Genomic DNA, 12,977 nt, shown 5'->3' with positions numbered 1-12,977 from the left:
CACTCTTGACCCGCACGCCGCCCCGAAAATATCTTTCAGGGGTGACCCGCGACGTGAAGGAAATTTTCGCCCGGGACCGTGGCGGCCCCGGCGGCACGGTGGGCGCACCGCCCGCCCCCGCGGCCCTCGCGGCCAAGGTCCGCACGCTGGGCCCGTCGATGACGCGCTCCATGCAGCGCGTCGCCGAGGCCGTCGCCGGCGACCCGGCCGGCTGCGCGGCGCTCACGGTCACCGGCCTCGCCGAGCTCACCGGCACCAGCGAGGCGACGGTCGTGCGCACCGCGCGGCTGCTGGGCTATCCGGGTTACCGGGACCTGCGGCTGGCCCTGGCCGGGCTCGCCGCGCAGCAGCAGTCGGGCCGGGCCCCGGCCATCACCACGGACATCGCCGTCGACGACCCCATCGCCGACGTCGTCGCCAAACTCGCCTACGACGAGCAGCAGACCCTCGCCGACACCGCGGCGGGCCTGGACACCGTGCAGCTGGGAGCGGCCGTCACCGCGCTGGTCGCGGCCCGGCGCACCGACGTGTACGGCGTGGGAGCGTCGGGGCTGGTGGCCCAGGACCTCACGCAGAAGCTGCTGCGCATAGGGCTGATGGCGCACGCGCACAGCGATCCGCACCTGGCCGTCACCAACGCCGTGCAGTTGCGCGCGGGCGACGTCGCGATCGCCGTCACCCACTCCGGGTCGACGGGGGACGTCATCGAACCGCTGCGGGTCGCCTTCGAGCGCGGCGCGACGACCGTGGCCATCACCGGCCGCCCGCACGGCCCCGTCGCCCAGTACGCCGACCATGTCCTGACCACGTCCACCGCCCGGGAGAGCGAACTGCGCCCGGCGGCCATGTCGTCGCGGACCGGACAGCTCCTCGTGGTGGACTGCCTGTTCGTGGGGGTGGCGCAGCGGACGTACGAGTCGGCGGCGCCGGCGCTCTCGGCGTCGTACGAGGCGCTGGCCCACCGGCACCGCTCCTGAGCCGGCCGCCCCGCCCGGCACCTCACGCACACGGAAAGAGCCGTCCATGACCTCCGCCTCCCGACCCCGTGACGTCCGCGCCGAGTTGGCGACCCTGACCACCGAGGCCTTCCGGCCGGAGCTCGCCGAGGTCGACCGGCTGCCCACGCTCGACCTCGCGCGGCTGATGAACGGGGAGGACGCGAGCGTGGCCGGGGCGGTCGCGGCGCGGCTGCCCGAGATCGCCGCCGCGATCGACGCCGTCGCCGCACGCATGGCCCGCGGCGGCCGGCTCGTCTACGCGGGCGCGGGCACCGCGGGCCGGCTGGGCGTCCTGGACGCCTCCGAGTGCCCGCCGACGTTCAACACCGACCCCTCGCGGGTCGTCGGCCTGATCGCGGGCGGCCCGCAGGCCCTGGTCACCTCGGTCGAGGGCGCGGAGGACTCCCCGGAACTGGCCCGGGCCGCCCTGGAGCCGCTCCGCCTGACCGCCGACGACACGGTGGTCGGCGTCTCGGCCTCCGGCCGCACCCCGTACGCGATCGGCGCGGTCGGGTACGCCCGGGAGCGGGGCGCCCTCACCGTCGGCCTGTCGTGCAACGCGGGCAGCCCCCTGGCGGCCGCCGCCGACCACGGCATCGAGGTCGTCGTCGGCCCCGAACTGCTCACCGGCTCCACCCGCCTGAAGGCCGGCACCGCGCAGAAGCTCGTCCTGAACATGCTCTCGACGATCACGATGATCCGCCTGGGCAAGACCTACGGGAACCTGATGGTCGACGTCCGCGCCTCCAACGACAAGCTCCGCGCCCGCTCCCACCGCATCGTCGCCCTCGCCACGGGCGCCGAGGACAAGGAGATCGAGGAGGCGCTGACCGCCACCGACGGCGAGGTGAAGAACGCGATCCTCACGATCCTGGCCGACGTGGACGCCCCGACGGCGGCCCGCCTGCTCCAGGAGTCCGGCGGGCACCTGCGGGCGGCCCTGGGCACCCACGCGCAGGGCGGAGCGGAGGACGGCCCCGCCTGAGGGCCCCGCCCCGGCCCCGGTGACGGCCCGGCGGTACCGCCGGCCGGGCCGCCGGTACCGCCGGGCCGTCACCTCCGGGAGCTCACGTGAGCAGCACCGTCGGACCGGACACCACCACCGCGACGCGCCGCTCCTCCTCCTGCCGCTGGTCCCGCTCCGCCTCCGCCTTGGCGGCGAGGGCCTCCACCGCCGCGTTGAACCGCTGCATCGACGTCGGGCGGTCCGGACCCAGCACGTACTCCTTGAGGACGCGGCGCTCGGCGGCCATCGGGTCGTGCCGGGGCTCGCGGACCGAGCGGAGGATCTCCGGCAGCCGGGTGCAGTCCCGGTCGAGGAGGTACGCGCCCCCGGCCGTGGTGTAGGCGGCCCGGAACTCCGCGTCGGGCAGGTCGTTCGCGTTGGTCAGGACGTACGGCTTGAGGCTGGCCACGAAGTCCGCGACGACGGACGACACGTCGCTGACGAGCATGTCGGCCTCGTCGAAGCACGCGTACAGCGTCGGCAGCTGACCGGTGACCACCTCGTGCCGCAGGGGCCCCCGGCTCGCCCAGAACAGGCGGTGCCACTCGGCGCGCAGCTCGTGCCACTCGGCCTCGCCGTCCGGGCCCGGGACGCGGGCCTCGCGCGTCTGCTCGGCGTCGTCGCCGCGCAGCCGCCCGGACAGCTCGGCGAGCCGGTCGCGGATCTCGTCCATGCGCGGCCGGGCCTCGGCGATCGCGGACTGCGCCCGCTCGGCGTCCCGCCGCTCGTTGTCGGCGTTCAGCAGCTCCCGCACGGCCCGGTCCGCCTCGGCCGCAGCGGGCGAGCGCTTGCCGGTGAGGGGGTGCGGCTTGTAGAGGACCCGCACGTTCTCCGCGAGCAGCTTCTCGACCAGCGTCACACCCATCGGGATCAGGGACGTGTGGCAGTCGTCGTCGCTCCACCCCTCCCAGGTGGGCGCGTACAGCACGGTCGGCAGCGGCCCCGGCACGTGGTCGGCGTGCAGCCGGATCGACGACAGCTGGGGGCGGCCCACCTCGACGATCGCGGAGTCGCTGATGGCGTGGCGCACCCGCTGGTAGCGGTCGCGTCCGGCCCGGCCGGCCACCCAGATCTCGTCGTAGACCTTGCTCACGCGGTTGCTGCTGGCGAGCTTGTCGCTGTCGCCGTGCCCGATGAACACGTGCTTGGCCTCGGCGACGCGCAGCATGTGCACGTTCTTGCCCGCGTTGCCCGGGTAGAGGACGACCCGCAGCTCGGGCAGTTCCAGCAGCGCCACGTCGTCCGCCTTCGGCACGCACAGCACGGGGATCCGCGTCCGGCTCAGGAAGCGGAACGAGGCCCGCTCGCGCAGGATGATCAGCGGCCGGCGGTCGAGCTGCTCCAGCGTCTCGATCCACATGTTGACCTGGTACATGAAGTCGCGGGAGACGGACGCGAAGCTGAAGTACAGGGCCACCTCGGGGCGGTACCCGGCCAGCTGCCGGTTCACCTCGGCGATCACCTCGTCCCGGCCGGGCATCCGGCGGGCCCGGCGCAGCTGACCGAGCAGCGCCACCACGGCTGCCGCCGTCAGTCCGGCCGTCAGCGCGAACCCGGTCCCGGCGGCCTGCCACGCACCCGCGGCCAGCGCCACGAGCAGCCCCGCGTGCGCGGGCAGGTCGAGGTGCAGCAGCTTGCGCAGGAAGCGCCGGTACAGGAAGGCGGGCGGGGACTGCGGGATGCCCGCCCCGCTCATGTCGAGGTTGCGCACCACCACGGGCAGCACGCGGCGCCGCCGGATCGCGTGGTGCACGGCCGAGTACAGGATCACCAGGGTGAAGTGCAGGCTGAACACGGCCAGCGCGCCGACCAGCACGGTGTCGGGGGCGCCCAGGCGCTCCGCCAGGGCGAGCAGCATCACCGTCCGCACGGCGAACCGCAGGGTGCGGGTCAGCTGCAGCGCGGCCAGCCGCCGTACGAAGGCGGGGGCACGGGTGTGCAGCACCTCGTCGGCCACGTAGGTCACCAGCGAGGCCGCGGCGAAGCCCCACAGCGACGGCAGCAGCGCGAAGACGGGCAGTGCGGCGAAGCCGGCGGCGAACAGGAACACGAGCAGAAGGTCGGTCTTCCCGCGCACACGCAGGACACCGCACAGCCAACGGAACGTCATGGACAGGCTTTCTCTCGGGCAGACGTGCATTCCGGGCGGCGTGCGGTGGGGCGGACGCCGGGGTGTACGCGCGATACGCCTGTTAGACGGTGATCAGGGCCGTTTGGTTGTACACCCTTCGATCATCCGTACGTCACCGCGACGTCACCTCCCGATCGGTCCGCCGGCCGGCGGAGGACAATGGGGAGCATGAACCACGCCCAGCTGACCGCACTCGGCCGTGCCCTCCGTCTGCTCGGTGAGCACGGCGAGGCCCTGACCAGCGACACGCCGGACGCCAAGCTGCACGAGGTCAGGGCGGATCTGCGGCGGGCCCTGGACCTGCTGGAGGAGAGCGTCTCGAACGCCGCGCCCAGCACCCGCTGCCCCGAGCACCCGAACGGCCCGGTCGACGAGGCCGCCCCGGACCGGTGCCTGCTGTGCGAGACCCGGCGCAGGGCGGCCCGCCGGGCGGAGTTCAACGGCCCCGCCCCGCACCAGCCGCAGAGCGAGCCGGTCCAGACCCGCTACGGCGTGCGCGGCGACCGCCCCCAGCCCCAGCAGCGCTGGCTGCCGGAGCTGTGGAACGGCCAGAGCTGGCAGCTGTGCGGCACCCCGCGCCGCGACCGCCGCGAGGCCGAGCTGTACATCGCGGCCCAGCGCCGCGCACCCCGGGCGGCCATGGCGTACCGCCTGGTGCACGAGTTCACCGACTACGAGGTGCTGCGCGTGTGGGGCACCCCCGTACGCGTCGACATCGAGCCGATGGGCAACCTCTAGCGCGCTCACCGGCAGCACGGTCGCCGCGGCGGCCCTGATCGCCGTCGGTTTCGCCGCGGGCTCGGCCATCCGCTCCCCGCAGCAGGTGGCGGCGGACGCGGCGGGCCCCGGGCTCACCACACTGACGACGCCCGTCGAACGGCGCGTCCTGACGTCCACCGTCCTCCTGCGCGGCGACGTCACCGCCTCCCGGACCGTCGACGTCACGCCCTCCTCCAAATGACCTGGACAGCCTCTTCCTGCTGCTGTCCGGGGTCAGCCTCGCGATCGGCACCGTCGGCATCGCCAACACCACGCTGATCGCCGTGCTGGAACGCACCGGCGAGATCGGCCTGCGCCGGGCGCTGGGCGCCCGCCGCCGGCACGTCACCGCGCAGTTCCTCACCGAGAGCGCCCTCATCGGCAGCGTCGGCGGTCTCATCGGCGCCGCCGCGGGTGTGCTCGCGGTCGTGACCGTCGCGCTCCTCCAGCAGTGGACCCCGGTGCTGCCGACGGCCGTCGCCTTCCTCGCCCCCCTGCTCGGGACGCTGACCGGTCTCCTCGCGGGCGCCTGTCCGGCGCTGCGTGCCTCACGCGTGGAGCCGGTGGACGCCTTCCGTCACTGAGACCGCAGCAGCGGCAGCGGCCGGAACTCGTGGTCCTCCCACAGCCGCCGGGCCGTCTCCTCGGGGTACGGCACGACCACCGGCTCCGCGTCCAGCACCTGCACCAGCCGCTGCTCGTCGTAGACCGGCCAGCCCGGGTCGCCCGTGCGCGCGAACGCCGACCAGGACGAGCGGAAGCGCGCCGACAGCGCCCGGGCCTCGGCGGACGGCTCGGCGCCCGCGAACAGCAGGGCCCCCAGGTCCGCGCCGTACGTGCCGAACAGCAGCGGGATGTCCAGGCCGTGGCAGGCGCCGAACGCGCCGCCGCTGGCGGGGGCGGGCCAGGTCAGTTCGTAGACGTGCGCGGTGCCGCCGCCCGCGCGCTGCGCCTCGGCCAGGTGCAGGGAGGGCATGGAGAACAGCCACTCCGTCTGGACGCGTTCGTACAGCTCGCCCGCACCGGCACCGGGGAAGGCGTCCCGGTAGGACTGCTCGCCGCCGGGGGCGAACAGGCGCAGGGCCGAGGCCGCCCGCTCCTCGCCGACACCGCCGAGGTGCCCGGCCATGGCGAGGAAGAGGCGGTACTCCTCGCGGTTGTGGCCGACGATCAGACCCACGTCCCGGGCGCTTCCGGCCGCCAGGGCCCGCCACGGCGCCTGCGGCAGAACCTCGCCATCGACGACCGGGGCGAACGGCGTGACCGTGGGCGCCGCCTGGCCCCAGCGGTCGACGTACTGGGTCATCTTGGCGCTCAGTGTCTCGCCCGCGGTGGGCAGCCGCCGCGGGTCCACCGCCGACAGATCGGCGACGGTCGGGCGCAGGCCCAGCTCGGCGGCGAGGGCGCGGCCCATGTCGGCGGCGAGTTCGGCGGAGAAGAACGTGCCCGGCACGCTCTGCGCTATCGCCCGGCGGAACAGGCCGGCGGCCCGGTCCATGGCGAGCAGCGAGGCGATCGACCCCGCACCGGCGGACTCGCCGAACAGCGTGACCAGGCCCGGATCGCCGCCGAACGCCTCGATGTTGTCGCGCACCCACTCCAGGGCCGCCACCTGGTCGAGCAGGCCCCGGTTGGCGGGGGCGCCCTCGACGGCGGCGAAACCCTCCATGCCGACGCGGTAGTTGAAGGTGACGACCACGACGTCGCCCTCGGCCGCGAGGTGCCGGGCGTCATAGCCGGGACTGCCGCCGTGGCCGAGCTTGTAGGCGCCGCCGTGGATCCACACCATGACCGGGCGGCGGGCGGCCGGATCCGGCTCGGGCGTCCAGACGTTGACGGTGAGCCACTCGTCGCCCTGGGACACGTCGATCAGGCCGGGGCCGCCCATCAGGCCGAGGTCCTGCGGGGGCGGCGGGCCGAAGGCGTGGGCCTCCCGCACGCCGTCCCAGGGCACGGCGGGCCGGGGCGCCATGAAACGGGCCTCGCCGACCGGGGGCGCGGCGAAGGGGACACCCCGGAAGACGGCGAGCCCCTCCTCCCTGCGGCCGCGGACCGCGCCGGCGGTGGTGCGCACCACCGGGCCGGGCCGCGGGCCGTCCGTCGAGAAGCGGGGCTCGGACGTCGTCATCTGGGGTCTCCTCACGAAGTGCCGTCGGACTGGCGCCCGTTCAGTGTCCTCCGGCCGTCGCGAGCGGGTGCGGGCACCCCGTGCCCGGCCGGCTCAGCTGAGGGTCTTCAGGGCGGACGGGTCGTAGGGGGCCAGCTCGTCGAAGCGGCCGGAGAGCACCTTGCGGGCCCACTCGGGGTCCTGGAGCAGTGCGCGGCCGACGGCGACCATGTCGAACTCGTCGCGCTCGAGGCGGTCGAGGAGGTTGTCGAGGTCGCCGACCTCGGCGCCCCGGCCCTGGAAGGACTTGAGGAAGTCGACGCCGTCGAGGCCGACCGAGCCGACCGTGATGGCGGGCTTGCCGGTGATCTTCTTGGTCCAGCCGGCGAGGTTGAGGTCGGAGCCGTCGAACTCGGGGACCCAGTGGCGGCGCGTGGAGGCATGGAAGGCGTCGACGCCCGCGGCCGCGAGCGGGGTCAGGATCGACTCCAGCTCCTCGGGCGTCTCGGCGAGGCGGGCGCGGTAGGCCTCCTGCTTCCACTGCGAGTAGCGGAAGACGACGGGGAAGTCGGCGGAGACGGTCTCGCGGACGGCCGCGACGATCTCCGCGGCGAACCGGACCCGGGCGACCCGGTCGCCGCCGTAGGCGTCGGTGCGGCGGTTGGTGCCCTCCCACAGGAACTGGTCGAGCAGGTAGCCGTGGGCGCCGTGCAGCTCCACGCCGTCGAAGCCGATGCGCTCGGCGGCCGCGGCGGCCTCGGCGAAGGCGCCGATGACGGCGTCGATGTCGGCCTGGGTCATGGCCTTGCCGGTGGGCTCGTCGGCGCCGATGCGCAGCCCGGAGGGGCCGACGGCGGGGGCGTCGGCGACGGGCGGCTCGCCCTGGTTGCGGACCATGCCGATGTGCCACAGCTGCGGCACGATCGTGCCGCCCGCCGCGTGCACCGCCTCGGCGACCTTCGCCCAGCCGGCGAGCTGCTCCTCGCCGTGGAACCGCGGCACGCTGTCGCTCTGCCCGGCCGACTCGTGCCCGACGTAGGTGCCCTCGGTGACGATCAGGCCGACCCCCGCGGCGGCGCGGCGCGCGTAGTAGGAGACGACGTCCTCGCCGGGCACGCCGCCCGGGGAGAACATGCGGGTCATCGGGGCCATCGCGATCCGGTTGGGGACGGTCAGGCCATTCAGGGTCACGGGCCGGGACAGGATGTCGGCTGCGCGGGAGGCGGCGTCGCTCACGTGGGGGCTCCTTCGGATACCGGACAGTACGCGCATACCGGTCAGTATGTGCATGCGCATAGGGCCTACGGTTCAACCAAGTGGCCCCGGCGCGCCATCCCCCGCCCCCTGTGATCCCGCACACGCCCGAGGGCGGCACCCCCTGCCGGAACAGGAGGTGCCGCCCTCGGAAAGGACGTGATCGACCGGGTCGATCAGAAGTCCATGTCACCGCCCGGCATGCCGCCGCCGGCCGGCGCGGCGGCCTTCTCCGGCTTGTCGGCGATGACGGCCTCGGTGGTGAGGAACAGCGCGGCGATGGAGGCGGCGTTCTGCAGCGCGGAACGGGTCACCTTCGCCGGGTCGATGATGCCCTCGGCGATCATGTCGACGTACTCACCGGTCGCGGCGTTCAGGCCGTGGCCGACCTGGAGGTTGCGGACCTTCTCCACGACGACGCCGCCCTCGAGACCACCGTTGACGGCGATCTGCTTCAGCGGGGCCTCCAGCGCGAGCTTCACGGCGTTGGCGCCGGTCGCCTCGTCACCGTCGAGCTCCAGCTTCTCGAAGACCTGGGAGGCCTGGAGCAGGGCCACGCCACCACCGGCGACGATGCCCTCCTCGACGGCCGCCTTGGCGTTGCGCACGGCGTCCTCGATGCGGTGCTTGCGCTCCTTGAGCTCCACCTCGGTGGCGGCACCGGCCTTGATGACCGCGACACCGCCGGCGAGCTTCGCCAGGCGCTCCTGCAGCTTCTCGCGGTCGTAGTCCGAGTCGCTGTTCTCGATCTCGGCGCGGATCTGGTTCACGCGACCCTGGACCTGGTCGGCGGAGCCGGCACCGTCGACGATGGTGGTCTCGTCCTTGGTGATGACGACCTTGCGGGCCTTGCCCAGCAGGTCGAGCGTGGCGTTCTCCAGCTTGAGGCCGACCTCCTCGGAGATCACCTCGCCGCCGGTGAGGATGCCGATGTCCTGCAGCATCGCCTTGCGGCGGTCGCCGAAGCCCGGGGCCTTGACGGCGACGGACTTGAAGGTGCCGCGGATCTTGTTGACGACCAGGGTCGACAGGGCCTCGCCCTCGACGTCCTCGGCGATGATCAGCAGCGGCTTGCCCGACTGCATGACCTTCTCCAGGAGCGGGAGCAGGTCCTTGACGTTGGAGATCTTCGAGTTGGCGATCAGGATGTACGGGTCGTCGAGGACGGCCTCCATACGCTCCATGTCGGTGGCGAAGTACGCCGAGATGTAGCCCTTGTCGAAGCGCATACCCTCGGTGAGCTCCAGCTCCAGACCGAAGGTCTGGGACTCCTCGACGGTGATGACGCCTTCCTTGCCGACCTTGTCCATCGCCTCGGCGATGAGCTCGCCGATCTGGGTGTCGGCGGCGGAGATCGAGGCCGTGGAGGCGATCTGCTCCTTGGTCTCGACGTCCTTGGCCTGCTCGAGCAGGGCGGCGGAGACGGCCTCGACGGCCTTCTCGATACCGCGCTTCAGGGCCATCGGGTTGGCACCGGCGGCCACGTTGCGCAGACCCTCGCGCACCAGGGCCTGGGCGAGGACGGTCGCCGTGGTCGTACCGTCACCGGCGACGTCGTCCGTCTTCTTGGCGACTTCCTTGACCAGCTCGGCGCCGATCTTCTCGTACGGGTCCTCGAGCTCGATCTCCTTGGCGATGGACACACCATCGTTGGTGATCGTGGGCGCGCCCCACTTCTTCTCGAGGACGACGTTGCGGCCCTTGGGGCCGAGCGTCACCTTCACGGCGTCCGCGAGCTGGTTCATGCCGCGCTCGAGGCCGCGCCGCGCCTCCTCGTCGAACGCGATGATCTTGGCCATGTGAAGTGGTCCCTCCAGGACTGGGGGTGATGACTCCGGACCGCGCCCGCGCCCGCGACGGACGGCTCGCCGGCCTCGTGGTTCCTTCCCACTTCGGCCTGCGGGCCTCACCGACCCGGTCCTTACGTTGTCACTCTCACCTTCAGAGTGCTAACGCAATGATTAGCACTCGACCCCCCGGAGTGCAAGGCGCGCCCGCGAAGCGGGTGCTCATTGAGGGGTGGCGGTCGGGTGACGGGCGGGCACAAGCGCCTCCGGGGATCGGGTGGGGCGCTCAGCCGCCCGCGAACACGCCCCCGCGCGCCCCCCGGGCACGCGGAAGGGCCCGCACCCCCGGAGGGTGCGGGCCCTTCTGCGAAGACCGGTCGCGTGAGCTTGTGGTCGTGGTGCGCGTTCAGGCAGAGACGCGAACCATGTCGGCCTGCGGCCCCTTCTGGCCCTGCGAGATCTCGAACTCGACCCGCTGGCCCTCTTCCAGGGTGCGGTAGCCGTCCATCTGGATCGCGCTGTAGTGGACGAAAACATCCGCACCACCGTCGACCGCGATGAAGCCGTACCCCTTCTCCGCGTTGAACCACTTGACGGTGCCCTGAGCCATGCCTAACTCCCCTATTACTGGCCCTTGCACAGATCCACACTTCGCGGATCCGGGTCAGACCTCACCCCCCACGGTTGGGGGCGTGCGCCGGAACGCGTCGACCGCGGCTGAATGTATCTGTCCAACTGCCGTCTGCAACAGGTCAATCGGACGAGAATTCTGGACGCACAGGGTCCGGAATGTGGGGAGAGTTCGCCCGAATTCAGGGCAAGTCGGGCCGCACAAAAAGAACAAAAGCCGCGAAAGACGCGCACACTTTGGCTACATCTTGTCGGGCTCGCGGCAGGAATTCCGGGTTCCGGTCAGCGGATCCGGAACGCGTTCCCCAACTGTACCGCGCTCAATCACGCAGAATTGCCCCCTCCGCTTCTCTCACGGTGAGGGCAATTCGATGCACGCTCGGTGACCGGCATTACTCAAGGTAACAATCAAGCCGGTCGGCCGGATTCAGCCGCCGGCGACGGCCGGGATGATCGACACTCCGGCACCGTCCGGCGTGGCCGTCTCCAGACCCTGCTCGAACCGCACGTCGTCGTCGTTGACGTACACGTTGACGAACCGCCGGAGCTTGCCCTGGTCGTCCAGCACCCGGGCGGCGATCCCGGTGTGGTTCTTCTCCAGGTCGGCGATGACCTCCCCGAGGTTCGCGCCCTCGGCGGCGACCTCGGCCTGCCCGCCGGTGTAGGTGCGCAGGATGGTGGGGATGCGAACGGTGACGCTCATCGGACATGTCCTCCGGTTCTTCTTGAGCTACGGCTGGGGCGCGCCCTCAGGGGCGCGGGGCTGTAGTGATGTGCGGCTCCGCCGCGTGGGCGCGACCAGCCCCCACCGGCCCGCAGCGAACAACGATCAGACGAGCCCGGCATCCCGGAACGACTCCAGGCTGGGCCGGATGGTCGCGGTCAGCCCGGTCCCGGCCACCGCGTCCAGCGTCTTCAGACCGTCCCCGGTGTTGAGCACCACGGTGGTCTTCGTCGGGTCGAGAACACCGTTCTCGATCAACTTCCGCGTCACACCCACGGTCACCCCGCCGGCGGTCTCCGCGAAGATCCCCTCGGTCCTGGCGAGGACCTTGATCGCGTCGACGACCTGCTCGTCCGTCACGTCCTCCACCGCGCCACCGGTGCGCCGCGCGATGTCCAGCACGTACGGCCCGTCCGCCGGGTTGCCGATCGCCAGGGACTTGGCGATCGTGTCCGGCTTCTGCGGACGCACCACGTCGTGCCCGGCCTTGAACGCCGTCGACACCGGCGAGCAGCCGAGCGCCTGCGCGCCGAAGATCTTGTACGGCTTGTCCTCGACGAGGCCGAGCTTGATCAGCTCCTGCAGCCCCTTGTCGATCTTCGTGAGCTGCGAGCCGGAGGCGATCGGCACGACCAGCTGGTCCGGCAGCCGCCAGCCGAGCTGTTCGCAGATCTCGTAGGCGAGGGTCTTGGAGCCCTCCGCGTAGTAGGGGCGCAGGTTGACGTTGACGAAGCCCCAGCCCTCGCCGGCCGGGTCGCCGATCAGCTCCGAGCAGAAGCGGTTCACGTCGTCGTAGTTGCCCTCGATGCCGACGAGCTCGCCGCCGTAGACCGCGGCCATGACGACCTTGCCCTGCTCCAGGTCGTGCGGGATGAACACGCACGAGCGGAAGCCGGCGCGGGCCGCGGCGGCGCCCACCGCACCGGCGAGGTTGCCGGTGGAGGAGCAGGAGAGCGTGGTGAAGCCGAAGGCGCGCGCGGCCTCCAGGGCCTGGGCGACGACGCGGTCCTTGAAGGAGTGCGTCGGGTTGCCTGAGTCGTCCTTCACGAACAGCTTGCCGGCGTCGACGCCCAGCTCGCGCGCGAGGTTGTCGGCCTTGACGAGCTTGGTCCAGCCCGGGTTGATGTTCGGCTTGTCCGCCACGTCGGCCGGGACCGGCAGCAGCGGGGCGTAGCGCCAGATGTTCGCGGGTCCCGCTTCGATGCGCTTGCGGAGCTCTTCGGTGTCGTAGGCCGAGAAGTCGTAGGCGATCTCCAGCGGGCCGAAACACTCCTCGCAGGCGAAGACCGGGCCGAGGGGGACGCGATGACCGCACTCGCGGCAGCTGAGAGCCGCGGCGGGACCGAGGTCCACGGTGGAGTCGGTGGTGCTTGCAACAGTCTGCACAGCCATGTGAGGCGAGGCCCTTTCTCCTCATCTTCCTCACGACGCATCTCGCCGTGAGACGGATTTGGCACCTTCCCTAGCCGGGAGCCTCGCCGAGTGGTCAGCAGTGACCTACGAGTACCGACTGGAGGGTTGCCGGGGCTTCATCGGGCCGTTTCCCTCTGCCCCTCTGGATGAGCTGTATGTGGTTGTAGG

12 protein-coding genes and 1 riboswitch are annotated in these 12,977 nt (G+C 72.1%); of the genes, 5 read left to right on the top strand and 7 right to left on the bottom strand.

What is annotated here, in order from left to right:
* The first annotated feature begins 41 nt into the window (after positions 1-41).
* Complete coding sequence (locus tag ACH4C6_RS25540; protein WP_398110916.1) at positions 42-977, top strand: MurR/RpiR family transcriptional regulator; 936 nt, start codon at positions 42-44, stop codon at positions 975-977.
* Positions 978-1,023: 46 nt separating this feature from the next.
* Positions 1,024-1,983: an N-acetylmuramic acid 6-phosphate etherase gene (gene murQ / locus ACH4C6_RS25535; RefSeq protein WP_398110915.1), complete on the top strand. Its 960-nt coding sequence runs from the start codon at positions 1,024-1,026 to the stop codon at positions 1,981-1,983.
* A gap of 82 nt (positions 1,984-2,065) precedes the next feature.
* Here murQ and ACH4C6_RS25530 read toward each other — a convergent pair whose 3' ends face one another.
* Entirely contained in the window at positions 2,066-4,114 is a 2,049-nt protein-coding gene (locus tag ACH4C6_RS25530; protein ID WP_398110914.1) for a hypothetical protein, read from the bottom strand.
* Positions 4,115-4,303: 189 nt separating this feature from the next.
* On the opposite strand from ACH4C6_RS25530, the gene ACH4C6_RS25525 reads away from it, so the two are divergent.
* The 3 genes from ACH4C6_RS25525 (at position 4,304) to ACH4C6_RS25515 (ending at position 5,478) form a co-directional block, all read left to right on the top strand.
* Positions 4,304-4,873: a hypothetical protein gene (locus ACH4C6_RS25525; protein WP_398110913.1), complete on the top strand. Its 570-nt coding sequence runs from the start codon at positions 4,304-4,306 to the stop codon at positions 4,871-4,873.
* Positions 4,874-4,958: 85 nt separating this feature from the next.
* The gene (locus ACH4C6_RS25520) at positions 4,959-5,096 is read left to right on the top strand and encodes a hypothetical protein (protein WP_398110912.1); all 138 of its coding nucleotides are present in this window, start codon (positions 4,959-4,961) and stop codon (positions 5,094-5,096) included.
* A 1-nt stretch (position 5,097) separates the two neighbouring features.
* Positions 5,098-5,478: an ABC transporter permease gene (locus ACH4C6_RS25515; RefSeq protein WP_398111139.1), complete on the top strand. Its 381-nt coding sequence runs from the start codon at positions 5,098-5,100 to the stop codon at positions 5,476-5,478.
* Here ACH4C6_RS25515 and ACH4C6_RS25510 read toward each other — a convergent pair.
* The 6 genes from ACH4C6_RS25510 to thrC form a co-directional block, all read right to left on the bottom strand.
* Entirely contained in the window at positions 5,472-7,022 is a 1,551-nt protein-coding gene (locus ACH4C6_RS25510; protein WP_398110911.1) for a carboxylesterase/lipase family protein, read from the bottom strand. The two genes, ACH4C6_RS25515 and ACH4C6_RS25510, sit on opposite strands and share 7 nt — an antisense overlap.
* A 93-nt stretch (positions 7,023-7,115) precedes the next feature.
* Complete coding sequence (locus ACH4C6_RS25505; protein ID WP_398110910.1) at positions 7,116-8,237, bottom strand: NADH:flavin oxidoreductase; 1,122 nt, start codon at positions 8,235-8,237, stop codon at positions 7,116-7,118.
* 194 nt (positions 8,238-8,431) lie between these two features.
* Positions 8,432-10,054 (bottom strand): chaperonin GroEL, encoded by a 1,623-nt coding sequence (gene groL, locus ACH4C6_RS25500; protein ID WP_037759437.1) that lies wholly within the window; start codon positions 10,052-10,054, stop codon positions 8,432-8,434.
* A gap of 394 nt (positions 10,055-10,448) precedes the next feature.
* Complete coding sequence (locus ACH4C6_RS25495) at positions 10,449-10,652, bottom strand: cold-shock protein (protein ID WP_010035953.1); 204 nt, start codon at positions 10,650-10,652, stop codon at positions 10,449-10,451.
* Positions 10,653-11,099: 447 nt separating this feature from the next.
* Positions 11,100-11,375 (bottom strand): MoaD/ThiS family protein, encoded by a 276-nt coding sequence (locus tag ACH4C6_RS25490; RefSeq protein ID WP_003991133.1) that lies wholly within the window; start codon positions 11,373-11,375, stop codon positions 11,100-11,102.
* A 126-nt stretch (positions 11,376-11,501) separates the two neighbouring features.
* Complete coding sequence (thrC, locus tag ACH4C6_RS25485; RefSeq protein WP_398110909.1) at positions 11,502-12,788, bottom strand: threonine synthase; 1,287 nt, start codon at positions 12,786-12,788, stop codon at positions 11,502-11,504.
* An 18-nt stretch (positions 12,789-12,806) separates the two neighbouring features.
* Positions 12,807-12,962: riboswitch (SAM riboswitch) on the bottom strand.
* Between the last annotated feature and the right edge of the window lie 15 nt (positions 12,963-12,977).

Source organism: Streptomyces sp. NPDC017943, assembly GCF_044328425.1.
GTDB lineage: Bacteria > Actinomycetota > Actinomycetes > Streptomycetales > Streptomycetaceae > Streptomyces > Streptomyces djakartensis_A.
This window is presented reverse-complemented; position numbering and strand designations above follow the sequence as displayed.